At 60.8% G+C, this 22,600-nt stretch carries 18 protein-coding genes, 2 tRNA genes and 1 rRNA gene; 9 read left to right on the top strand and 12 right to left on the bottom strand.

The features are described from left to right. Nucleotides 1-53: 53 nt before the first annotated feature. Complete coding sequence (locus AB4N80_RS01610) at nucleotides 54-788, top strand: ArsR/SmtB family transcription factor (protein ID WP_122567210.1); 735 nt, start codon at nucleotides 54-56, stop codon at nucleotides 786-788. A gap of 112 nt (nucleotides 789-900) precedes the next feature. Continuing rightward, entirely contained in the window at nucleotides 901-2,283 is a 1,383-nt protein-coding gene (locus AB4N80_RS01605; protein WP_354338544.1) for an MFS transporter, read from the top strand. A 185-nt stretch (nucleotides 2,284-2,468) separates the two neighbouring features. Here AB4N80_RS01605 and AB4N80_RS01600 read toward each other — a convergent pair whose 3' ends face one another. The 3 genes from AB4N80_RS01600 to AB4N80_RS01590 form a co-directional block, all read right to left on the bottom strand. Next, on the bottom strand, nucleotides 2,469-3,422 hold the full coding sequence (locus AB4N80_RS01600; RefSeq protein WP_060739317.1) for an adenosine deaminase: 954 nt from the start codon (nucleotides 3,420-3,422) through the stop codon (nucleotides 2,469-2,471). A gap of 84 nt (nucleotides 3,423-3,506) precedes the next feature. After that, nucleotides 3,507-4,472, bottom strand: a complete 966-nt coding sequence (locus AB4N80_RS01595) for a 2-oxoglutarate and iron-dependent oxygenase domain-containing protein (RefSeq protein ID WP_354338546.1) — start codon at nucleotides 4,470-4,472, stop codon at nucleotides 3,507-3,509. Nucleotides 4,473-4,615: 143 nt separating this feature from the next. Further along, nucleotides 4,616-5,698, bottom strand: a complete 1,083-nt coding sequence (locus AB4N80_RS01590; RefSeq protein WP_122567331.1) for a BMP family ABC transporter substrate-binding protein — start codon at nucleotides 5,696-5,698, stop codon at nucleotides 4,616-4,618. A gap of 376 nt (nucleotides 5,699-6,074) precedes the next feature. Here AB4N80_RS01590 and AB4N80_RS01585 point away from each other — a divergent pair, with 376 nt between their 5' ends. Further along, the gene (locus AB4N80_RS01585) at nucleotides 6,075-7,166 is read left to right on the top strand and encodes a calcium:cation antiporter (RefSeq protein WP_122567207.1); all 1,092 of its coding nucleotides are present in this window, start codon (nucleotides 6,075-6,077) and stop codon (nucleotides 7,164-7,166) included. Between the two features lie 104 nt (nucleotides 7,167-7,270). Here AB4N80_RS01585 and AB4N80_RS01580 read toward each other — a convergent pair whose 3' ends face one another. From AB4N80_RS01580 to AB4N80_RS01570, 3 genes are all read right to left on the bottom strand, one after another. Continuing rightward, the gene (locus AB4N80_RS01580) at nucleotides 7,271-8,629 is read right to left on the bottom strand and encodes an 8-oxoguanine deaminase (RefSeq protein ID WP_122567206.1); all 1,359 of its coding nucleotides are present in this window, start codon (nucleotides 8,627-8,629) and stop codon (nucleotides 7,271-7,273) included. Between the two features lie 269 nt (nucleotides 8,630-8,898). Then, complete coding sequence (locus tag AB4N80_RS01575; protein ID WP_122567204.1) at nucleotides 8,899-9,585, bottom strand: SDR family oxidoreductase; 687 nt, start codon at nucleotides 9,583-9,585, stop codon at nucleotides 8,899-8,901. 25 nt (nucleotides 9,586-9,610) lie between these two features. After that, nucleotides 9,611-9,961, bottom strand: coding sequence for a MerR family transcriptional regulator (locus tag AB4N80_RS01570; RefSeq protein ID WP_122567203.1), 351 nt, complete (start codon nucleotides 9,959-9,961; stop codon nucleotides 9,611-9,613). Nucleotides 9,962-10,042: 81 nt separating this feature from the next. Here AB4N80_RS01570 and AB4N80_RS01565 point away from each other — a divergent pair, with 81 nt between their 5' ends. Continuing rightward, nucleotides 10,043-10,471 carry a hypothetical protein gene (locus AB4N80_RS01565; RefSeq protein ID WP_305469579.1) on the top strand — a complete coding sequence of 143 codons (429 nt, stop codon included), beginning with the start codon at nucleotides 10,043-10,045 and terminating at the stop codon, nucleotides 10,469-10,471. An 87-nt stretch (nucleotides 10,472-10,558) separates the two neighbouring features. On the opposite strand, the gene AB4N80_RS01560 is transcribed toward AB4N80_RS01565, so the two are convergent. The 6 genes from AB4N80_RS01560 to AB4N80_RS01535 form a co-directional block, all read right to left on the bottom strand. Next, nucleotides 10,559-11,485, bottom strand: a complete 927-nt coding sequence (locus tag AB4N80_RS01560) for an ABC transporter permease (protein ID WP_305469580.1) — start codon at nucleotides 11,483-11,485, stop codon at nucleotides 10,559-10,561. After that, complete coding sequence (locus tag AB4N80_RS01555; RefSeq protein WP_460080352.1) at nucleotides 11,485-12,591, bottom strand: ABC transporter permease; 1,107 nt, start codon at nucleotides 12,589-12,591, stop codon at nucleotides 11,485-11,487. The genes AB4N80_RS01560 and AB4N80_RS01555 overlap by 1 nt, the downstream gene beginning before the upstream one ends. 11 nt (nucleotides 12,592-12,602) lie before the next feature. Beyond that, entirely contained in the window at nucleotides 12,603-14,156 is a 1,554-nt protein-coding gene (locus tag AB4N80_RS01550) for an ABC transporter ATP-binding protein (RefSeq protein ID WP_460080349.1), read from the bottom strand. A 527-nt stretch (nucleotides 14,157-14,683) separates the two neighbouring features. Next, a complete protein-coding gene (locus tag AB4N80_RS01545; RefSeq protein ID WP_122567198.1) occupies nucleotides 14,684-15,265 on the bottom strand; it encodes an IMPACT family protein in 582 nt (193 codons plus the stop codon). 7 nt (nucleotides 15,266-15,272) lie between these two features. Further along, nucleotides 15,273-15,923 (bottom strand): TetR/AcrR family transcriptional regulator, encoded by a 651-nt coding sequence (locus AB4N80_RS01540; RefSeq protein ID WP_122567197.1) that lies wholly within the window; start codon nucleotides 15,921-15,923, stop codon nucleotides 15,273-15,275. A 188-nt stretch (nucleotides 15,924-16,111) separates the two neighbouring features. Further along, a complete protein-coding gene (locus AB4N80_RS01535; RefSeq protein ID WP_122567196.1) occupies nucleotides 16,112-17,032 on the bottom strand; it encodes a LysR family transcriptional regulator in 921 nt (306 codons plus the stop codon). A gap of 122 nt (nucleotides 17,033-17,154) precedes the next feature. Between AB4N80_RS01535 and aptA the strand changes: the two genes are divergently transcribed. The 5 genes from aptA to AB4N80_RS01510 all read left to right on the top strand — a co-directional run bounded on the left by aptA (nucleotide 17,155) and on the right by AB4N80_RS01510 (nucleotide 22,575). Further along, on the top strand, nucleotides 17,155-18,504 hold the full coding sequence (gene aptA, locus AB4N80_RS01530; protein WP_060739305.1) for an omega-aminotransferase AptA: 1,350 nt from the start codon (nucleotides 17,155-17,157) through the stop codon (nucleotides 18,502-18,504). Nucleotides 18,505-18,576: 72 nt separating this feature from the next. Next, nucleotides 18,577-20,070, top strand: a complete 1,494-nt coding sequence (locus tag AB4N80_RS01525) for a CoA-acylating methylmalonate-semialdehyde dehydrogenase (RefSeq protein ID WP_025211667.1) — start codon at nucleotides 18,577-18,579, stop codon at nucleotides 20,068-20,070. Between the two features lie 625 nt (nucleotides 20,071-20,695). Further along, nucleotides 20,696-22,232 (top strand): 16S ribosomal RNA (locus AB4N80_RS01520). Between the two features lie 160 nt (nucleotides 22,233-22,392). Beyond that, a tRNA-Ile gene (locus AB4N80_RS01515) sits at nucleotides 22,393-22,469 on the top strand. A gap of 30 nt (nucleotides 22,470-22,499) precedes the next feature. Beyond that, nucleotides 22,500-22,575, top strand: a tRNA-Ala gene (locus AB4N80_RS01510). Nucleotides 22,576-22,600 lie beyond the last annotated feature (25 nt).

The following is a 22,600-nucleotide window of genomic DNA, read 5'->3' as shown; positions in this document are numbered from 1 at the left end:
TAAGATACTGTTTATAGGCTAGTTCACTATTAACGTTTAGCAAGCCCCATTACATGGAACATGCACCTTGCATCAGCCAGATCGCCACGCTGCTGGCTGACCCCAAGCGCAGCGCAATGATGTGGGCCTTGATGGACGGCACGGCCCGCCAGGCCGAGGAGTTGGCGTTGCTCGCCGGGTTGTCGCCGTCCTCGGCCAATGCGCACCTGGGGCGTCTGTCCGCCGGAGGCCTGTTGAAAGTCGAAGCCCGGGGCCGCAAGCGGTTTTTCCGCCTGGCCGCGCCTGAAATCGGCGCAGCCGTCGAAGCGCTGGCCAGCGCGACCCTGGTCAGTACGCCACGGCAGATTCCGGATGTCTTCAAGCGCCGGGTCATGCCGACCAAGGCCCCTTCGGCCCCCGCTTCGTTGATGCGGGCCAGGCTGTGCGACGATCACCTGGGGGGAACCCTGGCGGCCGACCTTTACCAGCGCCTGCTCGACGCCGGGTGGATCGAGCAGTTCGAACAACGGGTGGTCGTCACGCACAAGGGCGCCAATCAATTGGCCGAGCGTGGCCTGTTCATCCAGGCCCTGGCCCATCGCAATGCCCGTGTTGCCTGCCCCTGCCCGGACTGGAGCGAGCGACGTCCGCACCTGGGTGGCGCGCTGGGGGCGGCGTTGCTGCAACTGTTCATGCAGTCGGGTTGGCTGACCTTGCCCAACGATTCGCGGGCCTTGCAGGTAACGACGCTCGGCCAACAGGAAATCCACCGGTTCGCCCGGCAGGATGCCGTGGAGATGGCGTTCTAGGGAACGCTCCTGGCGCGTCGCTCAGGGCTGTCGACAGGTCGTATTCAGCAATCGCCACCCGTAAGGTTCGCGCACACTCGGTCCGGGGAAATCATCGGATTGGGGAGGTAGCATGGACATTCACGGTTACAGCGCGGCGGAACGCTTGGAGCGGTTACCCATCAGCGGGTATCACCGGGTGATTTTCATCATCATCGCCCTGGCGTTTTTCTTCGACTCCATGGACCTGGCGATGATGACGTTCCTGCTGGGCTCGATCAAAGCCGAGTTCGGCCTGAGCACCGCCCAGGCCGGTCTGCTCGCCAGCTCCAGCTTCTTCGGCATGGTGCTGGGGGCGTCGCTGTCGGGCATGCTGGCCGATCGTTTCGGGCGCAAACCGGTGTTCCAATGGAGCATCGTGTTGTGGGGCATTGCCAGCTACCTGTGCTCCACCGCCCAAGACGTGGAGACATTGACGTTGTTTCGCATCCTGCTGGGCATCGGCATGGGCATGGAGTTTCCGATTGCCCAGTCGATGCTCTCGGAGCTGATCCCGGCCAAGCGTCGAGGGCGCTACATCGCCTTGATGGACGGCTTCTGGCCGCTGGGTTTCGTGGCGGCGGGGGTGCTCTCGTATTTCCTGCTGCCGGTGATCGGCTGGCGCGACATCTTCCTGGTGCTGGCGGTGCCGGCGGTGTTTGTCCTGGCGATTCGCTTCTTCATTCCCGAGTCGCCGCGCTGGTTGGAGCAGGCCGGTCGGGGGGACGAAGCGGACGCGGTGCTCAAGCGTATTGAAGACAAGGTCCGGGCCTCGCTGGGACGGCGCGACCTGCCGGAGCCGATCCGCCTGCCCAGGGTCGAGAGTGTGCCGGGCAATTTCTTTTCGGCCCTGGCGCAAATCTGGTCGCCGCTGTATCGCCAGCGCACGATGATGATCTGGAGCGTCTGGTTCTTTGCCTTGCTCGGTTTCTATGGCCTGACGTCCTGGCTCAGCGCGTTGTTGCAGCAGTCGGGGTTCGCCGTGACCCAGTCGGTGTATTACACCGTGCTGATTTCCCTGGGCGGGATTCCCGGCTTCCTGATGGCGGCCTGGCTGGTGGAGCGTTGGGGGCGTAAGCCGGTGTGCATCATCACGTTGCTGGGCGGCGGGGTGATGGCGTTTCTGTATGGGCAGAGCGCGGTGTTTGGCGGCAACGTCGGCTTGTTGATCGGCACCGGGCTGCTGATGCAGTTTTTCCTGTTTGGCATGTGGGCGGTGCTCTACACCTACACGCCGGAGCTGTACCCCACCTCGGCCCGGGCCACCGGCTCGGGCTTTGCTTCGGCGGTAGGTCGTATCGGTTCGCTGCTTGGCCCATTGGTGACCGGCCTGGTGTTTCCCATCACCGGCCAGGGCGGTGTGTTCGCCCTGGGCGCGCTGTGCTTCGCCGTGGCGGCGGGGGTGGTCTGGTTGTTCGGGATGGAGACGCGGGGCAAGACACTGGAGGAGTTGAGCGAAGCGCCCGTCGCCGACTAAACACCTTCCTCTGTGGGAGCGAGCTTGCTCGCGATAGCGGTCCGGCATCCAACATCGCTGTCGACTGATACACCGCCATCGCGAGCAAGCTCGCTTCCACAATTGAATCTGCGTCCAACCGGGGATGTGCAGGCGATCAAAAACCTGTGGAAGCGAGCTTGCTCCCACAGGGTTGATTGTCGGCTTTAGGGTTTTACTAGTCGCGCATCCAGGCTGTTCTGCGCCAGGCGTTTGGCCTGGTCTTGGGTCATGCCCAGGTGGGTGTGCAGGGCGTGGAAGTTCTCGGTGACGTAGCCGCCGAAGTACGCCGGGTCATCGGAATTCACCGTCACCTTCACGCCGCGCTCGAGCATGTCGAGGATGTTGTGCTGCGACATGTCGTCGAACACGCACAGCTTGGTGTTGGACAGCGGGCAGACGGTCAATGGAATCTGCTCGTCGATGATCCGCTGCATCAGCCGCTCATCTTCGATGGCCCGCACGCCATGGTCGATGCGCTGGATCTTCAGCAGGTCGAGGGCTTCCCAGATGTACTCGGGCGGACCTTCTTCGCCGGCGTGGGCGACGGTCAGGAAGCCTTCGTTGCGTGCGCGGTCGAACACGCGCTGGAACTTGCTCGGTGGATGGCCCATTTCCGAACTGTCCAGGCCCACGGCCACGAAGGCCTCGCGGAATGGCAGCGCTTGATCGAGGGTTTTCTCGGCTTGTTCTTCGCTCAGGTGGCGCAGGAAGCTCAGGATCAGGCCGCTGGTGATGCCCAGTTGCTGCTCGCCGTCCTTGAGGGCGGCGGCGATGCCGTTGAGCACCACTTCGAACGGGATGCCACGGTCGGTGTGGGTCTGCGGGTCGAAGAACGGTTCGGTGTGGATCACGTTCTGCGCCTTGCACCGCAACAGGTAGGCCCAGGTCAGGTCGTAGAAATCCTGGGACGTGCGCAGCACATCGGCGCCCTGGTAATACAGGTCGAGGAATTCCTGCAGGTTGTTGAAGGCATAGGCCTTGCGCAGGGTGTCGACGTCATTCCACGGCAGGGCGATCTTGTTGCGTTCGGCCAGGGCGAACAGCAGCTCGGGCTCCAGCGAGCCTTCCAGGTGCAGGTGCAGTTCAGCCTTGGGCAGGGCGTTCAGCCAGTCGTACATGGTCTTTTCTCATCAGCGAATCGATGGCGGGCATTCTACAGGGGGCTGGCCGTCCTGTCGGGTAAAACCTGACCGGCTGATCCACTACACGGCGTGGGGCTCCCGGCGGTAAGCATAGGTGTCGGCGAAGCGCGAGAGCAGGAATTGTGCGCAGGTGGTGGTCGGGTACTTTGGCGGGTGGGCGTCATCCTGGCAACCGGGCAGGCATTGGATCAGCGTGTCGGGGTGTGGCTCGGCGAAGAACGGCATCGAATAGCGGTCCACTCCCAGTGGGCTGATCACCCGATGCGGCGTAGACAGGTACCGGTCGTTACTCCAGCGCGCCATCATGTCGCCGAGGTTGACCACGAAGGTGCCGTCGATGGGCGGCGCGTCGACCCACTGGCCGTTGACGTTGCGTACTTGCAGGCCGCCGGCGGCGTCCTGGTAGAGCAGGGTGATGCAGCCGTAGTCGGTATGTGCCCCGGCACCTTGCTGTTCGGCGCAACTGGCGGTGTCGCGGGGCGGGTAGTGGATCAGGCGCAGCACGCTTACCGGCTCGTTGAAACGCGTGTCGAAAAAGTCCCGCTCGATGCCCAGGGCCAGGGTCATGGCCCGCAGCAGGGTTTGCGCAAGCGCCTGCATGTCGCGGTAATGCTGCTCCATCAAGGTTTCCCAGCCGTTCAGATCAGGGTGCCGGTTGGGGCCGCGCAGGGGTTTTTCCGCCAGCACCTCGGGGTGATCGGCCGGCAAGTGCAGGCCCATGTCGAAGGTTTCCTTCAGGTCGCTGGGCTTGGTCGGGTCCAGCTGTTCGGTGGCGACGGCGCCGTAACCACGATGGTGGCGGGTCTGGGTGATGTCGATCTTGAGTTTTTCTTCGACGGGCAGGGCGAAGAAGCGTTGGGCATTGCCCAGCACCTCGGCGATGCGCGCCGGGCTGATGGGATGGCCCTTGATGTAGAAAAAGCCCCACTGGCGGCAGGCGCGGTCGATGTGCCCGGCGACGGCTTGCCAGGCGTCGGGCTCATCGCCGTAGAGCGGGCTGATGTCGATGATGGGCAGGCTGTTCATGCGGCTTTCCTGAATTTGGACGCGGACCCATGTGGGAGCGAGCTTGCTCGCGATAGCGATTTATCTGTCGACATCGATGGTGAAGGTCAGTCCGCTATCGCGAGCAAGCTCGCTCCCACAGGGTTATGTGTTTGGCCTGAGGATTACTTCGGAATCTCAGCTTTCATGCCTTCGACGTAATAATTCATCGACGCCAGTTCCGCATTGGTGGCGCTCGCGCCGGCGGGGATTTTCTCGACGCCGGCCTGGTCCTTGATCGGGCCGGTGAACGGGTGGAAGGCGCCACTCTCGATGTCGGCGATGATCTGCTCGGCTTCGCCCTTGACGGCTGCTGGCACCAGGTCGCTGATCGGTAGTTTCACCGTGCCTTCCTTCAGGCCGCCCCAGTAGTCCTGGGATTTCCAGCTGTGGTCGATCACACTCTGGGTCGCCTGGATGTAATGCGGGCCCCAGTCGTTGACGATGGACGTCAGCACCGCCTTGGGACCGAAGTGAGCCATGTCCGAAGCGTAGCCCACCGCATAGACGCCGCGTCGCTCGGCGGCCTGGATCGGCGCCGGGCTGTCGGTGTGCTGGAACACCACGTCCACGCCTTGGTCGATCAGTGCGTTGGCGGCGTCGGCTTCCTTGCCCGGGTCGAACCAGGAATTGACCCACACCACCTTGATCTCGGTGCCGGGGTTGTATTTGTTCAGGGCCAGTTGGATGGCGTTGATGTCGCGGATGACTTCCGGGATCGGGAAGGAGGCGACGTAGCCGATCTTCTTGGTCTTGGTCATCTTGGCCGCGAGGAAGCCGCCGACGTAGCGGCCTTCGTAGGTGCGTGCCAGGTACGTGCCCAGGTTCTTGTCCTGTTTGTAGCCAGTGGCGTGTTCGAAGATCACCTTGGGAAATTGCTTGGCGACCTTGAGCGTCGGGTTCATGTAGCCGAAGGAGGTGGTGAAGATCAGGTCGTATTTGTCCTTGGCCATGTTGCGGATCACCCGCTCGGCGTCGGCCCCCTCCGGCACGTTTTCCACGTAATGGGTGGTGATCTGCTCACCGAATTTCGCCGCCAGCTCCTTGCGCCCTTGTTCATGCTGATAGGTCCAGCCGTGGTCGCCGATCGGGCCGATATAGACGAAGCCGACCTTCAGCGGGTCGGCGGCACTGGCATTCAGGCCGGCGCCCAGGCCGACGGCTGCGACGACGGCGCAAAGCAACTGCTTCAAGGGGCGTTTGTGCATGAACTCGAACTCCGTTTTGTTGTGAGGTTGGCTGTGCAGCACCAATGCAAAATGCTGACCAACAAGACAACTAATGTTCGGCATCTTGATGCCGCCATCGCGGGCAAGCCTTGCTCCCACAAGTGCAACGCCAAACCATGTGGAATCAGACCTTGCCCCAACAGATGGGCAGCACAACCTCATGGGAAGGCAAGCTTGCTTCACAAGTGCGACGCAATACCTGTGGGAGCAAGGCTTGCCCGCGATGAGGCCTTTGAGAACAATAAAGGTGCACTCTGCCTGCAAGCGCCACCCCCTGGTGCATCACACCGAACGAAACGTTCGCGTCCCCCCATAGTCAGTAGCTCATGACCCCGCCCACGGTGACAGGCCCGCGATGCTCACTTTAATCAAGCAAGAAAAACTGCTGTTGCTGGCGCTGGTCGCCGCGTGTATCGCCTATCCGCTGGAGCACTGGCTGTTGGGCAGCGGGCAGATCGTCGCGTTGCTGGGTGGGTTGGTCCTGATCGGTTTCATCGTCGCGGCCTCCATGCGTGTGGCCCATCACGCCGAACTGCTCGCGGAAAAAGTCGGTGATCCTTACGGCACCATGATCCTGACCCTGTCGGCGGTGCTGGTGGAGGTGGTGATCCTGGCGATCATGATGAGCAACGAAGCGTCGCCGACCCTGGTGCGGGACACGATCTACTCGGCGGTGATGCTCGACATCAACGGCATTCTCGGGCTCGCGGCGCTGATGGGCGGGATCAAGCATGGCGAGCAGGCTTACAACGACGATTCGGCGCGCACCTACAGCGTCATGATTCTCACCGCCATGGGGGTGTCGATGGTGGTACCGGAGTTCATTCCCCGCGAGAGCTGGAAAATGTATTCGGCATTTACCATCGGCGCGATGATCGTGTTGTACACCCTGTTCCTGCGCATGCAGGTCGGGCCTCACAGTTACTTCTTCAGTTACAGCTATCCGGAAAAACGCCGCAAGAAAGAGCCGGTGGAAAACGAGCCGAAACCCATCAGCCTGACGTTCTCCATCAGTGCGCTGGTGTTTGGCGTGGTGGTGATCGGGGCGCTGGCTGAAGTCATGTCCAAGGCCATCGACCTGGGCCTGGAAGGCTCGGGCGCGCCGCCAGTGGTCACGGCGATTCTGGTGGCCGCGATCTCCGCCGCGCCGGAAATCCTCACCGCCCTGCGCGCCGCTCTGGCCAATCGCATGCAATCGGTGGTGAACATCGCGCTGGGCGCTTCGCTGTCCACCGTGATCCTCACCGTGCCGGTGATGGAAGCCATGGCCCTCTACACCGGCCAGCCCTTCGAGATGGCGATGACTCCGGTGCAGACGGTGATGATCTTCATCACCCTGATCGTCAGCGCGATCAACCTTAACGATGGTGAAACCAATGCCATTGAAGGCATGACCCACTTTGTGTTGTTCGCGACGTTTATCATGTTGTCGCTGTTGGGCCTCTAGAAGAATCGCGGGCAAGCCTTGCTCCCACAGTGAAGGGTGGGTGTTTATGCAGGCAGCCTCGCCGCGAGCCTGTGGGAGCAAGGCTTGCCCGCGATGGCGTCCGGTCAGGTGCCGGCGATCAATTCCCGCGCCGCCTGGCTGTGATCGGCAATCAGGCCCTTCAAGTCCAACCCCTCGACCTGCCCGTCGATCACTCGCCATTGCCCGCCGATCATCACCCGATCCGCCCGGTCCGCGCCGCACAGCAGCAGGGCCGAGACCGGGTCGTGGCTGCCGGAGAAGCGCAGCTCATCGAGCTTGAACAGCGCCAGGTCGGCCTGCTTGCCCACCGCCAATTCGCCAATATCGCTGCGCCCGAGCAGTTGCGCCGAGCCCCGGGTTGCCCAGCCCAGTACGCGCGCTGGCGTGATCGCTGGCGCGCCGTAGCGCAGGCGCTGGATGTACAGCGCCTGACGGGTTTCGAGGATCATGTTCGAGGCATCGTTGGACGCCGAACCGTCTACGCCCAAGCCCACGGGAGCGCCGGCGGCAGTCAGTTCCAGGGTCGGGCAAATGCCCGAGGCCAGGCGCATGTTCGAGCTTGGGCAGTGACAGATGCCGGTGCCGGCGGCGCCGAGTCGGGCGATTTCATCCGGGTTGAAATGAATACCGTGGGCCAGCCAGGTACGTGGGCCGAGCCAGCCGACGCTGTCCAGGTAATCCACGGTGCGCAGGCCGAAACGTTGCAGGCAGAACGCTTCTTCATCGAGGGTTTCGGCCAGGTGCGTGTGCAAGCGTACGTCGAGTTTCTCCGCCAGTTCGGCACTGGCGCTCATGATCTGGGGCGTGACCGAAAACGGCGAGCAGGGCGCCAGGGCAATCTGGATCTGCGCGCCGTCGCCGCGTTCGTGGTACTCGGCGATCAAGCGCTGGCTGTCGGCGAGAATCACCTCGCCCTGCTGCACGGTCTGCTGCGGCGGCAAACCACCGTCGGCCTCACCCAGGCTCATAGAGCCGCGAGTCAGCATCGCGCGCATGCCCAGTTCACGGACACTTTGCACTTGTACGTCGATGGCCTGTTCCAAGCCCTGGGGAAACAGGTAATGGTGGTCGGCCGCCGTGGTGCAGCCCGACAGCAGCAACTCGGCCAAGGCCACTTTGCTCGCCAGGGCGAGTTTTTCCGGGGTCAGCCGCGCCCACACCGGGTAGAGGGTCTTCAGCCACGGGAACAACGGCTGGTTTACCACCGGCGCCCAGGCGCGGGTCAGGGTCTGGTAGAAGTGATGATGGGTGTTGATCAACCCCGGCAGGATCACATGCTCGCGGGCGTCGAAGATGTGGTCGCAGGGTAGGGCGGGTTGCTGGCCGGCGCTCAGCAGCTCGACGATCACACCGTCCTGCAGGACGAGACCGCCACGGGCATCGAGGTCGTTGGCAGTGAAAATGGCGAGGGGGTTTTTTAACCAGGTACGGGTCGCAGGCATGGTGGCCGGCTCCTCTGAAAGTGGGTTCAGGTTAGCCAGCTCAGTGATGCCCTGTCTGCTGATCCAGGGTCGCCCGTTGGATAGGGCGAGGTGCGGAGTTTACTCAGGTTATGTTGCAGTTTTCCAGAGTCCGCCGAGATCAAAAATGTGGGAGCGAGCTTGCTCGCGATAGCGGTGGGTCAGTCAATACAAATATTGAATGTCAGTCCGCTATCGCGAGCAAGCTCGCTTCCACAGGGTTATTGGTGTTTCACAGGGTATCGGGGTGTTTACCAGGGAATTGTCTCGCCTTTGTAGTTGACGAAGTGATGCCCACCCTTGCCGGCGAAGGCATTGACCTGATCAATCAAGCCACGGGTGCTGGTCTCGACATCGATTTCCGCGCCTTCACCGCCCATGTCGGTCTTCACCCAGCCCGGGTGCAGCGACAGCACGGTCAATGACTGCTCGCCCAACTGGCTGACAAAGCTGTTGGTCATTGAGTTGAGCGCCGCCTTGCTGGCCTTGTACAGCGCCAGTTCCGGCGCGTCGGGCATGGTCACGCTGCCCAGCACCGAACTCATGAACGCCAGCACGCCGCTGCCGTCGCGGATCTGGCCGACGAAGCGTTGGGCCAGGTTGATCGGGGCCACGGCATTGGTGAAGAACAACTGGCCGACTTCCGCCAGCGTCGCGCCGCCCGGGTTCTGGTTGTCCGGGCCTTTGACGCCGGCGTTGACGAACAGCAGGTCGAAGGTCTCGCCCTTGAGCTGTTGGCTCAGGGCGATGACGGCTTGCTGATCGTCCATGTCGAGCTTTTCGATTCGCACCGGGCCCAGTGCCTTCAACGCTTCTGCGTTCTGCGGGTTGCGCACGGTGGCGGTCACGTTCCAGCCATCGCTGAGCAGCGTCTTCACCAGGCCGAGGCCCAGGCCCCGGGAGGCGCCGATGATCAATGCGTTTCTTGCCGAAGTCATGAGGGGCATCCTTGAAAGAAAAAGGTCACGGGTTCAATGGACAACGTTGCCCGAGCCGTTGTTTCAGCTCGTGACGCAACGCGTCGAGTTCGGTCATGCGGGTTTCGATCAGGTTCAGCTTGTCTTGCAGCAATTGCGCTACGGCGCAGTCAGGATCCTGCGCCTGCCACAGGGCGGCGACGCTGTTGCCGATTTCGCTCAGGGTAAAGCCCAGGCGCTGGGCCGTCTTGATGTAGAGCACCAGTTGCACCATATCGGCGGGGTAGTGGCGATAGCCGTTGGCGCTGCGCTGCGCTGCGATCAGGCCCCGCTGTTCGTAGAAACGCAGGGTGTCTCGACTGACGGCGCAGGCCTGGGCTAATTCACCGATGCGCATTGTGGAACTCCAGAAGACTTGACCTTGGAGCATACCCCAGGCTTTAGCCTCTTCGCTCCCCCAATTATCTGGAGCAAAGGTATGTGGACTTCAATGCAATATCGCCGGGTGGTGCGCGGCAGCGCCTGGTACGACCTGATCGTGTCGGCCGCGCTGGCTACGCCGTGGAGCTTTGCGGCGCTGCATGGTGTGTTGATGAGCATGACTCAGCTATTTGACCTGCCTGGAGAACTGCCGCCATTTGCGCCGGCGCATCTGCTGATGGTGAATTTGCTGGGCTCGATTGTCTGCGTGTGGGCGGTGCTGCGAATTCGGGATCCGCAGCCGCTGTATGGGCGCTATGACGCGGTGGGGCGGTTTTTGTTTGCGACCTGGATGCTGTATGCATTGCTTCATGGGGCCAATGCGGTGTTGTGGGTTTTCCTGTTTTTCGAGGTGGTATGGGGGCTGGTTCAGGTGTTGCCTGTTCGGGCCTCATCGCGGGCAAGCCTTGCTCCCACAGGTCACTGAAAGTCTGTGGGGCTCATGAGCATCTGTGGGACTCATGAAAATCTGTGGGAGCAAGGCTTGCCCGCGATAGGTACGCCGCGGTCTATCTCAATGCCCCGCCTGCCAAGGCTGCCCCAGCGATACCGGCGCATACAACCGGGTGCGCACGGCATCCCGGGACAGCAGCACCAGCACCACAATGGTCGCGGCATACGGCAGCATCGCCAGCAGGCTCGATGGAATCGCCAGCCCCAACCCCTGGGCCACCAGGTGCAGGATGCTGGCGAGGCCGAACAGGTAGGCGCCCAGTAGCAGGCGCCACACCCGCCAACTGGCGAATACCACCAGCGCCAGGGCGATCCAGCCTCGGCCGGCGCTCATGTTCTCGGCCCACATTGGCGTGTAGGCCAGCGACAGATAGGCGCCGGCCAACCCGGCCATGGCGCCGCCAAACAGCACCGCCAGGGTCCGCACCCGCAACACCGGCAGGCCCATGGCGCTGGCGGCATCGGGGTTCTCGCCGACGGCCTGGATGATCAATCCGGCGCGGCTTTTCATGATCACCCACGCCACCAGAGCAAACAGCGCGAAGGACAGGTAAACCAGCAGATCCTGGGCAAACAGCATCCGCCCGAACAACGGGATGTCACTCAGGTAGGGAATGGCCAGCGGTTCGAAACCCGCCAACGGTTTGCCGACCCAGGCCGCCCCGACAAAGCTCGACAGGCCCACGCCGAAAATCGTCAGCGCCAGCCCGGTGGCCACCTGATTGGCGTTGAACACCAGTGCCACCAGCGCGAACAATGCCGACAACAGCATCCCGGCGGCCATCGCCAGCAGCACGCCGAGCCAGAGGTTGCCGCTGTTGAACGCGACGATAAAACCGATCACCGCGCCGAACAGCATCATGCCTTCCTGGCCCAGGTTGAGGACGCCGCTTTTTTCGCAGACCAATTCACCCAGGGCCACCAGCAGCAGTGGTGTGCCGCAGCGGACCATGGCGTAGAAAATATTGCTCAACAGATCGATGTCCATCACAGGGCTCCTGCCTGTACCGCAGTGGTTCGGGCGCGCCGGGTCCAGCGCAGGTTCAGGCGTGGCCGGTAGAGGATCAGCACGTCGCAGGCCAACAGGAAAAACAGCATCATCCCTTGGAACAATTGGGTGATCGCCTGGGGCAGGTTCAAGGACATCTGCGCGCTCTCGCCGCCGATATACAGCAAGGCCATCAACAAGCTGGCAAACAGAATGCCGATGGGATTGAGACGCCCGAGGAACGCCACGGTAATCGCCGCATAGCCGTAGCCCGGCGACACCTGCGGCACCAGTTGGCCGATCGGCCCGGTCACTTCGCAAACCCCGGCCAGCCCGGCCAGCGCGCCGCTGATCAACAGCGCCAGCCATACCAGCGGCTTCTGACGAAAGCCGGCGAAACCGGCGGCGCGGGCGTCGAGGCCCAGCACCTTGATCTGAAAGCCGACGAAGCTTTTCTGCAGCAACACCCACACCGCCACCAGCGCCAGCAGGGCGAAATACAGTCCGGCATGGATGCGACCGTCCTCCAGCAGCAACGGCAGGCGACTGGCCTCGCCGAACATCGCCGACTCCGGGAAGTTGAAGCCCGCCGGATCTTTCAACGGCCCGTGAACGCAAAACAGCAGCAGGTTCAGGGCGATGTAATTGAGCATGATGCTGGTCAGGATCTCGTTGGCATTGAAACGCGTGCGCAGCCACGCCGTGAGTCCGGCCCAGGCCGCCCCGGCCAGGGTGCCGGTCAGCAGGATCAACACCAATGCCCAGCGGCTTTGCACGCCGATGATGTTCACGGCCAAGGCGCTGCCGGCCAGGGCACCCAGCAGCAGTTGGCCTTCGGCGCCGATGTTCCAGATTCGCGCCTGATAAGCGACTGCCAGGCCGAGGGCGCACAACAGGATCGGCAAGGTCTTGACCAGCCATTCGGACACGCCGTACAGGTCGCTGATCGGGGCGATCAACAGGGTGTACAGCGTTTGCACCGGGTCATGTCCCAGGGCGATAAACAGCAGCGAGCCACAGCCCAGGGTCAACACGGCGGCCAATAGCGGCGAGCACCAGAGCATCAGGCGCGATTGCTGGCCGCGGGGTTCGAGAGAAAGCAGCATGTAAAACTCCGTTAAACCGGCGCGAGAGCATGGGATTGAGGGGCGTCGAACTGGCCGGCCATCCAGCCGCCGACGTCACTGAGGCGGGTCTCGACCGTGGGTCGCAAGGCCGACAGGCGCCCGCCGCACAAGGCACCGAGGCGGTCGCTGATCTGGAACAGTTCGTCGAGGTCTTCGGAGACCACCAGAATCGCCGCGCCCGCATCGCGCAGGGCGATCAGAGCGCGATGGATGGTCGCCGCCGCCCCGACGTCCACGCCCCAGGTCGGGTGCGCGGCCACCAGCAGTTTTGGCTGTTGAAGGATTTCCCGGCCAAGAATGAATTTCTGCAAGTTGCCCCCCGAAAGACTGCGTGCCGGAGTTCGGGTGTCGGGTGTTTTCACGCCAAAGCGGCGGATGATTTCCTCGGCCAGGTGTTCGACCTGACGGCGTCGAATCAGCCCATGGCTGACCAGGCCCTGTTGGAAAGCGCTGAGCAAGGCGTTATCCACCAGGCTCAATTGCGGCACGGCGCCGTGGCCCAGGCGTTCGGCGGGGACGAATGCCAGGCCGAGCCGACGCCGGGCATCGGGGCGCAGGTGCGCGACGGGTTGCCCGTCGAATCGGATCGTTTCGCCTTGCTGGCGGGCAAGCGGAGTTTCTCCGCTGAGCAACGCCAACCATTCGTCCTGGCCGTTGCCCGCCACCCCGGCGATGCCGACGATTTCGCCGCTGCAAACCTCAAGGTCAATGTCCCGCAACGAACAGCCGAACGGGTCCGGGTTGTGCCAGGACAGCTTGTTGATGTGCAGGAAGGCTTTGTCTGCGCTGACCTTTGGGTAGTCCGTGATCAGTCCGGCGGCTTCACCAACCATCAATTGCGCCAACTCCCGGTCCGAGCAGTGCGCCGGGATGCAATGCCCCGAAACCCGTCCGCCGCGCAGCACCGTGGCGCTGTGGCACAACGCGCGCACTTCTCCGAGCTTGTGGCTGATGAACAAGATGCTGCACCCCTCGCTCGCCAGGCGGCGCAGGGTCACAAACAGTTCTTCGGCTTCCGCGGGCGTGAGCACCGAGGTCGGCTCATCAAGAATCAATAGCCGAATGTCCTGCATCAGGCAGCGAATGATCTCTACCCGCTGGCGCTCGCCAATCGACAGGCTGTGGACCAGCCGCTGCGGTTCCAACGCCATGCCGTAGCGCTGGGAAACGTCGCGGATCCGAGATTCCAGCTGTGCTGGCGAATCGGCTGTCGCGCCCATCGCCAAGGCAATGTTCTGCGCAACGGTAAGGGTTTCGAACAGCGAGAAATGCTGGAACACCATGCCGATCCCCAGGCTGCGAGCCTGGGCCGGGTTACGCAGGTTGACGCGCTGGCCTTGCCAGATCACTTCACCCGAATCGGCAGCAGTAACGCCGTAGATAATCTTCATCAGGGTGCTTTTACCCGCACCGTTTTCGCCGAGCAGGGCGCGGATCTCGCCGGGCTGAATGCTCAGGTCGATGGCGTCGTTGGCCAGGCAACCAGGGTAGCGTTTGCTGATCTTGCGCAATTGCAGGCGCGCGGTGGAGTCGGGGTTGGACATGACAGGCTCGGGCCGATGGACAGGAATGCCTGTGGATAAAGCAATTTCCTGGCCATAAGGTCAGGAAATCGCCTTGGGTCTGGCGCTAGGGCCCTTGCATAGGGGCTAGGCAACTGCGATTGGAAAATTCTGCACCGGGTTGGAGCGCGCAAGTTTTACGCAGGCATAGGTTTGCCCTGAAATGGGTGGTTAAAAATTGAACAAGCGGCCGCGAGCCATGATCTTGTTGGGGCGGGAGGAGCCATGAACGGGTTATCCACAGGTTGCTCCACAGTTATTGTGCGCAAGCCGAAAACTCGGGCATAAGCACTGCGGGGCTTTCTTCTAAAGGTGATAACCCTGTGCAAGCGTTTGTTTTACGGATGGATTTGTTGGATGGGCAGGGCTTTGGACAAAAAATGAACAACCCTCTGAAACCCGCATGACAGAAGGGTTACAGAGGGATGTGCTCAGGTTATCCACAGTCGGGTGCACAGTGGATGTGGGCAAGTTGAACGATTGCGCGATGCCCTGAAAGGTTGCGAACCTCAACGCTCCAACAGGATCCGTCCACGGCTCAGGCCGGCCAGTTGCCTTTGCAAGATTTCGATGTGGGCTTCACCCACGGCCAATTGCAGGTCCACGCCATTGGCGGTGAAGTGTTCTTCATTCACCAGCCCGCCGCACTCGGCGACGCGCAGTTTCACCAGGGGCAGTTCGGCGAATCCGCAGCTACAGTGCAGCGGCACGCGGCTGATCAATTCGATTTTTTCGGCGTTTTGCAGGCATTTGTTCGCGCCGCCGCCATAAGCTCGGGCGAGCCCGCCGGTGCCCAGTTGAATTCCGCCGTACCAGCGAATCACCAGCACCACGACTTGATCGCAGGCCTGGGCTTCGATCGCGGCCAGGATCGGCCGCCCAGCGGTGCCACCTGGCTCGCCATCGTCGTTGCTGCGGTATTGGTCACCGAGTTTCCAGGCCCAGCAATTGTGCGTGGCATCCAGGTCGCTGTGTTGCTCAATGAACGCTTGGGCATCGGCGGGGCTGGTGATGGGCGCGGCGAAGGTGATGAAGCGGCTTTTGCGAATTTCTTCGCGGTACTCGCAAAAACCGGCAAGGGTAAAGGGCATGGCGATCTTAAAGAGTGGGTGTCAGGCCGCAGCCCTTGAGAATGATGCGGATGAGATTGTCACCCGCGTCGATCATGTCTTGCTTGGTCAACTTGCTGCGACCGGTCACGCGACAGATCTGGGTGGCGAAGTCGGCGTAATGCTGGGTGCTGCCCCACAACAGGAAAATAAGGTGCACCGGGTCGATCGGGTCCATCTTGCCGGCGTCGATCCAGGCCTGGAACACGGCCGCCCGGCCATTGAACCAGGCGCGATAATCCTGGTTGAAGTACTCGGTCAGGCATTCGCCACCGCTGATCACTTCCATGGCAAACAACCGCGATGCCTGGGGTTGGCGACGAGAGAACTCCATTTTGGCGCGGATGTAGCGGCTCAAGGCTTCGGCTGGATCATCCTCGGCGGTGAGGGTATTGAAGGTGCTGTCCCACAATTCGATGATGTTGCTCAGCACCGCTACGTACAAGCCGAGTTTATTGGTGAAGTAATAATGCAGGTTCGCCTTGGGCAGCCCGGCCTTGAGGGCGATGGCGTTCATACTGGTGCCTTTGAACCCGTGGCGAGCGAATTCATCTTCGGCGGCCTTGAGGATCGTCTCTTCGTTCTTTTGACGAATGCGACTGGTGGGCTTGCCACTGTGGGCAGGGACTTCAAAGGTCATGGGCGTTTCCGGGCTGGGTCTGTGGGGCAAGCAACTGCGTTGATAGCGCACCGGCATCGATCCGACAAGTGCCATCACACTAAAAGCCAGCTAAACACCTGTGGGAGCGAGCTTGCTCGCGATAGCGGTTAGTCAGTCAGCGGTGATGTGGATGACCTATCGCCATCGCGAGCAAGGGGCGGAGGAGCTCAGCGGGTTGCCGCCAGGCTCTCGAGAAAACTCTCCAGCACCAGGTGAGGCCGGCGGCCCTTGCGCGTGACCGACGCCAGGCTCAGGTCATAGAACCGTGCCGCAGGTTTCAAGGCCCGCAACCGACCTTGCTGGACCCAGAGGCTGGCGTAGTGATCGGGGAGGTAACCGATGTAGCGCCCGGTGAGAATCAGGAACGCCATGCCTTCGCGGTCCGATGCACTGGCGGTGCAATTGAGCGCCTGGTAGTGGGCCTGGATCTCGGCCGGCAGGCGGAACGTGGGGGCGATGGCATCCTGGCTGTTGAGGCGAGCGTCTTCAAGCTGTTGGTCATCGACATAAAACAGCGGATGCCCGACCGCGCAGTACAGCAGCGATCGTTCACTGTACAGCGGTTGATATTCCAGCCCGGACAGCGCGCTGGCCTGGGGAACCACGCCGACATGCAAGCGCCCGTCGAGCACGCCTTGCTCGACTTCGTTGGGGGCGATCATGCGAATCTGGATCTGCACGTCGGGCCCGCGTTCTTTCAATTGCGCCAGGGCGTGGGTAATGCGCATGTGTGGCAGGGTGACCAGGTTGTCGGTCAGGCCGATGGTCAACTCTCCGCGCAAATGCTGGTGCAGGCCGTTGACCTCGGTGCGAAAGCTTTCCAGCGCGCTCAATAACTGCAACGCCGACTGGTACACCTCGCGTCCTTCTTCGGTCAGGGAAAAGCCCGCGCGCCCGCGCTGGCACAGACGCAAACCGAGGCGTTGTTCGAGGTCGCTCATCTGCTGGCTGATGGCCGAGCGGCCGATGCCCAGCACGGTTTCCGCCGCGGAGAACCCACCACATTCCACTACGCTGCGAAAAATGCGCAGCAGACGGATATCAAAGTCGCTGACCTGGGCCAGTGGATCGGGACGACGAGTGCTCATAGTTTAGTGATCCACCGACTGAAGGTTACAAAAGTTGGATTTCACCGACTTTATCGCCGTGGCAACTTAGCTGCAAGAACGCTTTCGATCCCCTGTCGCTTATGACCTGCGAGGTTTTGTCGATGAACATGCCCGAACACGCTGCCGGTTCCCTGGCCAGCCAGCTCAAGCTTGATGCTCACTGGATGCCTTACACCGCCAACCGCAATTTCCAGCGCGATCCACGCCTGATCGTCGCGGCCGAAGGCAGTTGGTTGGTGGACGACAAGGGTCGCAAGGTGTACGACTCGCTGTCGGGCCTGTGGACCTGCGGCGCCGGGCACACCCGCAAGGAAATCCAGGAAGCGGTCGCCAAGCAACTGGGCACCCTCGATTACTCGCCGGGCTTCCAGTACGGTCATCCGCTGTCCTTCCAGTTGGCAGAAAAAATCACCAGCCTGACCCCGGGCAATCTCAATCATGTGTTCTTTACCGATTCCGGCTCCGAGTGCGCCGACACCGCGGTGAAGATGGTCCGTGCCTACTGGCGTCTCAAGGGCCAGGCGACCAAGACCAAGATGATTGGGCGTGCCCGTGGTTATCACGGCGTGAACATCGCCGGCACCAGCCTCGGCGGTGTCAGCGGCAACCGCAAGCTGTTCGGCCAGGCGATGATGGATGTCGATCACTTGCCCCACACCTTGCTGGCCAGCAACGCTTATTCCCGTGGCATGCCGAAAGAGGGTGGCATCGCCCTGGCCGATGAGTTGCTGAAGCTGATCGAGCTGCATGATGCGTCCAACATCGCCGCAGTGTTCGTCGAACCGATGGCGGGGTCGGCCGGCGTGCTGGTGCCGCCTGAGGGTTACCTCAAGCGCCTGCGGGAAATCTGCGACCAGCACAGCATTCTCTTGGTGTTCGACGAAGTGATTACCGGTTTCGGCCGCACGGGTTCGATGTTCGGTGCCGACAGTTTTGGCGTGACGCCGGACCTGATGTGCATCGCCAAGCAAGTTACCAATGGCGCGATCCCCATGGGCGCGGTGATTGCCAGCAGCGAGATCTACCAGACCTTCATGAACCAGCCGACGCCTGAGTACGCAGTGGAGTTCCCCCACGGCTACACCTACTCGGCGCACCCGGTGGCCTGTGCGGCCGGCTTGGCAGCGCTGGACCTGCTGCAGAAGGAAAACCTGGTGCAGAGCGTGGCCGAGATCGCCCCGCATTTCGAGAATGCGTTGCACGGTTTGAAGGGCGCGAAGAACGTCATCGATATTCGCAACTATGGCCTGGCCGGCGCGATCCAGATCGCCGGGCGCGATGGCGATGCCATTGTGCGTCCGTTCGAGGCCGGCATGGCGTTGTGGAAAGCCGGGTTCTATGTGCGCTTCGGCGGCGACACCCTGCAGTTCGGGCCTACGTTCAACAGCAAACCGCAGGACCTGGATCGCCTGTTCGATGCGGTCGGTGAAGTGCTGAACAAGCTCGACTGACGCGTCCTTCTCTATAGCTTTCGATAGCGGGCGTCCGGTCACGGGCGCCTGTGGATAATTCTGGAGTCCCCCATGAGCCTCATCCCGCATTTGATCAATGGCGAACTGCTGAGCGACAGCGCTCGCACCGCCGATGTGTTCAACCCGTCCACTGGCCAGGCCATCCATAAGGTGCCGTTGGCTGATCGCGCGACCATCCAGCAAGCCATCGACGCTGCCAAGGCGGCTTTCCCGGCCTGGCGCAATACGCCCGCGGCCAAGCGCGCGCAGGTGATGTTTCGTTTCAAGCAATTGCTGGAGCAGAACGAGTCGCGTATTGCCCAGTTGATCAGTGAAGAACACGGCAAAACGCTGGAAGACGCAGCCGGTGAGCTCAAGCGTGGCATCGAAAACGTCGAGTTCGCCTGTGCCGCGCCGGAAATTCTGAAGGGCGAATACAGCCGTAACGTCGGCCCGAACATCGACGCCTGGTCAGACTTCCAGCCTTTGGGCGTGGTGGCAGGTATCACCCCGTTCAACTTCCCGGCGATGGTGCCGCTGTGGATGTATCCGCTGGCGATCGTCTGCGGTAACTGCTTTATTCTCAAACCGTCCGAGCGTGACCCGAGTTCGACGCTGCTGATCGCCCAGTTGTTGTTGGAAGCCGGTTTGCCCAAGGGTGTACTGAGCGTGGTGCATGGCGACAAGGCTGCGGTGGACGCACTGATCGAAGCGCCGGAAGTGAAGGCACTGAGTTTTGTCGGTTCGACGCCGATTGCCGAATACATCTATGCCGAGGGGACCCGACGTGGCAAACGCGTCCAGGCGCTGGGTGGGGCGAAGAACCATGCGGTGCTGATGCCGGATGCCGATCTGGACAACGCCGTCAGTGCGCTGATGGGCGCGGCGTACGGTTCATGTGGTGAGCGTTGCATGGCGATTTCGGTGGCGGTGTGTGTTGGCGACCAAGTGGCGGATGCGCTGGTAGCCAAGTTGGTGCCGCAGATCAAGGCGCTGAAAATCGGTGCAGGTACGTCTTGCGGGTTGGACATGGGGCCACTCGTGACGGGGCAGCATCGCGACAAAGTCAGCGGCTATATAGAAGACGGTGTGGCGGCGGGTGCTTCGCTGGTGGTCGATGGTCGTGGTTTGAGCGTGGCCGGGCATGAGGAAGGTTTCTTCCTGGGTGGCTGCCTGTTTGATCGCGTGACACCGGAGATGCGTATCTATAAGGAAGAGATCTTCGGACCGGTGCTGTGCATCGTCAGGGTCAACAGCCTGGAAGAGGCGATGCAGTTGATCAACGATCACGAGTATGGCAACGGCACTTGCATCTTTACTCGCGACGGCGAAGCGGCGCGGTTGTTCTGCGACGAGATCGAGGTCGGCATGGTGGGCGTCAACGTTCCATTGCCGGTGCCTGTGGCCTACCACAGCTTTGGCGGTTGGAAGCGTTCGCTGTTCGGCGACCTGCACGCCTATGGCCCGGACGGCGTGCGTTTCTATACCCGTCGCAAGGCGATTACCCAGCGCTGGCCGCAACGTGCCAGCCATGAGGCTTCACAGTTCGCTTTCCCTAGCTTGTAATCGGTCAGTGAAGAGGCCGGCGTCCTTGGGCGCCGGCCTCTGTGTTTATGGGGCTTTTTGGCTGATGTGACAGAATTGTGAAAATAGGTGTTGACGGCTGATTCTGGACGTCTATAATTCGCCCCACTTCCGGCGCAGTCGAAACGGAAAACTCGTTGAGATTCAATGAGTTAAGTAAGTTTCGAAGGGGTTTTGCTTCAGTTCATCGAAGCCTGGAAGGAGCAGATAGAGCAGTGTTGTTTGGCTCTATCAGCGGTTCGATCTTCTCGGTCGAAAGCGGTGAAAAAGAGGTGTTGACAGCAGCGAGTAACGTTGTAGAATTCGCCTCCCGCTAACGAGAGATCGGAAGCGCAAGTGGTTGAAGTTGATAAGGAAACTTTGAAAACTTCTAAAAATAACCGCTTGACAGATACACGGGGCGCTGTAGAATGCGCGCCTCGGTTGAGACGAAAGACTCAGCCAACCGCTCTTTAACAACTGAATCAAGCAATTCGTGTGGGTGCTTGTGGAGTCAGACTGCTAGTCAACAGATTATCAGCATCACAAGTTACTCCGCGAGAAATCAAAGATGTAACCAACGATTGCTGAGCCAAGTTTAGGGTTTTCTCAAAACCCAAAGATGTTTGAACTGAAGAGTTTGATCATGGCTCAGATTGAACGCTGGCGGCAGGCCTAACACATGCAAGTCGAGCGGTAGAGAGGTGCTTGCACCTCTTGAGAGCGGCGGACGGGTGAGTAATGCCTAGGAATCTGCCTGGTAGTGGGGGATAACGCTCGGAAACGGACGCTAATACCGCATACGTCCTACGGGAGAAAGCAGGGGACCTTCGGGCCTTGCGCTATCAGATGAGCCTAGGTCGGATTAGCTAGTTGGTGGGGTAATGGCTCACCAAGGCGACGATCCGTAACTGGTCTGAGAGGATGATCAGTCACACTGGAACTGAGACACGGTCCAGACTCCTACGGGAGGCAGCAGTGGGGAATATTGGACAATGGGCGAAAGCCTGATCCAGCCATGCCGCGTGTGTGAAGAAGGTCTTCGGATTGTAAAGCACTTTAAGTTGGGAGGAAGGGCATTAACCTAATACGTTAGTGTTTTGACGTTACCGACAGAATAAGCACCGGCTAACTCTGTGCCAGCAGCCGCGGTAATACAGAGGGTGCAAGCGTTAATCGGAATTACTGGGCGTAAAGCGCGCGTAGGTGGTTCGTTAAGTTGGATGTGAAAGCCCCGGGCTCAACCTGGGAACTGCATTCAAAACTGTCGAGCTAGAGTATGGTAGAGGGTGGTGGAATTTCCTGTGTAGCGGTGAAATGCGTAGATATAGGAAGGAACACCAGTGGCGAAGGCGACCACCTGGACTGATACTGACACTGAGGTGCGAAAGCGTGGGGAGCAAACAGGATTAGATACCCTGGTAGTCCACGCCGTAAACGATGTCAACTAGCCGTTGGGAGCCTTGAGCTCTTAGTGGCGCAGCTAACGCATTAAGTTGACCGCCTGGGGAGTACGGCCGCAAGGTTAAAACTCAAATGAATTGACGGGGGCCCGCACAAGCGGTGGAGCATGTGGTTTAATTCGAAGCAACGCGAAGAACCTTACCAGGCCTTGACATCCAATGAACTTTCCAGAGATGGATTGGTGCCTTCGGGAACATTGAGACAGGTGCTGCATGGCTGTCGTCAGCTCGTGTCGTGAGATGTTGGGTTAAGTCCCGTAACGAGCGCAACCCTTGTCCTTAGTTACCAGCACGTAATGGTGGGCACTCTAAGGAGACTGCCGGTGACAAACCGGAGGAAGGTGGGGATGACGTCAAGTCATCATGGCCCTTACGGCCTGGGCTACACACGTGCTACAATGGTCGGTACAGAGGGTTGCCAAGCCGCGAGGTGGAGCTAATCCCACAAAACCGATCGTAGTCCGGATCGCAGTCTGCAACTCGACTGCGTGAAGTCGGAATCGCTAGTAATCGCGAATCAGAATGTCGCGGTGAATACGTTCCCGGGCCTTGTACACACCGCCCGTCACACCATGGGAGTGGGTTGCACCAGAAGTAGCTAGTCTAACCTTCGGGGGGACGGTTACCACGGTGTGATTCATGACTGGGGTGAAGTCGTAACAAGGTAGCCGTAGGGGAACCTGCGGCTGGATCACCTCCTTAATCGACGACCGCAGCTGCTTCATGAGCTCCCACACGAATTGCTTGATTCATTGAAGAAGACGAAAGAAGCAGCCAAAAGGGTTGTAGCTTGGTTGGTTAGAGCGCACCCCATGCTCTGTGGTAAAGAGCAGGGTGAGGTCGGCCTTAGTAGCTCGAAATTGGGTCTGTAGCTCAGTTGGTTAGAGCGCACCCCTGATAAGGGTGAGGTCGGCAGTTCGAATCTGCCCAGACCCACCAATTTTGTGTGGGAAACGCCTGTAGAAATACGGGGCCATAGCTCAGCTGGGAGAGCGCCTGCCTTGCACGCAGGAGGTCAGCGGTTCGATCCCGCTTGGCTCCACCACTACTGCTTCGATTGTATAAAGCTT

Source organism: Pseudomonas sp. H3_A02, from assembly GCF_054671965.1.
The sequence above is the reverse complement of the archived record's forward strand: the minus strand, read 5'-3'. Positions and strand labels throughout refer to the sequence as shown.

Bases quoted from the DNA above. Each gene is read 5' to 3' on its own strand.
- AB4N80_RS01555 (WP_460080352.1), bottom strand. From the start codon at position 12,591: ATGCTGCTTTCTCTCGAACCCCGCGGCCAGCAATCGCGCCTGATGCTC.
- AB4N80_RS01575 (WP_122567204.1), bottom strand. From the start codon at position 9,585: ATGACTTCGGCAAGAAACGCATTGATCATCGGCGCCTCCCGGGGCCTG.
- AB4N80_RS01600 (WP_060739317.1), bottom strand. From the start codon at position 3,422: ATGTACGACTGGCTGAACGCCCTGCCCAAGGCTGAACTGCACCTGCAC.
- AB4N80_RS01610 (WP_122567210.1), top strand. From the start codon at position 54: ATGGAACATGCACCTTGCATCAGCCAGATCGCCACGCTGCTGGCTGAC.
- AB4N80_RS01605 (WP_354338544.1), top strand. From the start codon at position 901: ATGGACATTCACGGTTACAGCGCGGCGGAACGCTTGGAGCGGTTACCC.
- AB4N80_RS01570 (WP_122567203.1), bottom strand. From the start codon at position 9,961: ATGCGCATCGGTGAATTAGCCCAGGCCTGCGCCGTCAGTCGAGACACC.
- aptA (WP_060739305.1), top strand. From the start codon at position 17,155: ATGAACATGCCCGAACACGCTGCCGGTTCCCTGGCCAGCCAGCTCAAG.
- AB4N80_RS01525 (WP_025211667.1), top strand. From the start codon at position 18,577: ATGAGCCTCATCCCGCATTTGATCAATGGCGAACTGCTGAGCGACAGC.
- AB4N80_RS01565 (WP_305469579.1), top strand. From the start codon at position 10,043: ATGTGGACTTCAATGCAATATCGCCGGGTGGTGCGCGGCAGCGCCTGG.
- AB4N80_RS01550 (WP_460080349.1), bottom strand. From the start codon at position 14,156: ATGTCCAACCCCGACTCCACCGCGCGCCTGCAATTGCGCAAGATCAGC.
- AB4N80_RS01595 (WP_354338546.1), bottom strand. From the start codon at position 4,472: ATGAACAGCCTGCCCATCATCGACATCAGCCCGCTCTACGGCGATGAG.
- AB4N80_RS01585 (WP_122567207.1), top strand. From the start codon at position 6,075: ATGCTCACTTTAATCAAGCAAGAAAAACTGCTGTTGCTGGCGCTGGTC.
- AB4N80_RS01580 (WP_122567206.1), bottom strand. From the start codon at position 8,629: ATGCCTGCGACCCGTACCTGGTTAAAAAACCCCCTCGCCATTTTCACT.
- AB4N80_RS01540 (WP_122567197.1), bottom strand. From the start codon at position 15,923: ATGACCTTTGAAGTCCCTGCCCACAGTGGCAAGCCCACCAGTCGCATT.
- AB4N80_RS01560 (WP_305469580.1), bottom strand. From the start codon at position 11,485: ATGGACATCGATCTGTTGAGCAATATTTTCTACGCCATGGTCCGCTGC.
- AB4N80_RS01590 (WP_122567331.1), bottom strand. From the start codon at position 5,698: ATGCACAAACGCCCCTTGAAGCAGTTGCTTTGCGCCGTCGTCGCAGCC.
- AB4N80_RS01535 (WP_122567196.1), bottom strand. From the start codon at position 17,032: ATGAGCACTCGTCGTCCCGATCCACTGGCCCAGGTCAGCGACTTTGAT.
- AB4N80_RS01545 (WP_122567198.1), bottom strand. From the start codon at position 15,265: ATGCCCTTTACCCTTGCCGGTTTTTGCGAGTACCGCGAAGAAATTCGC.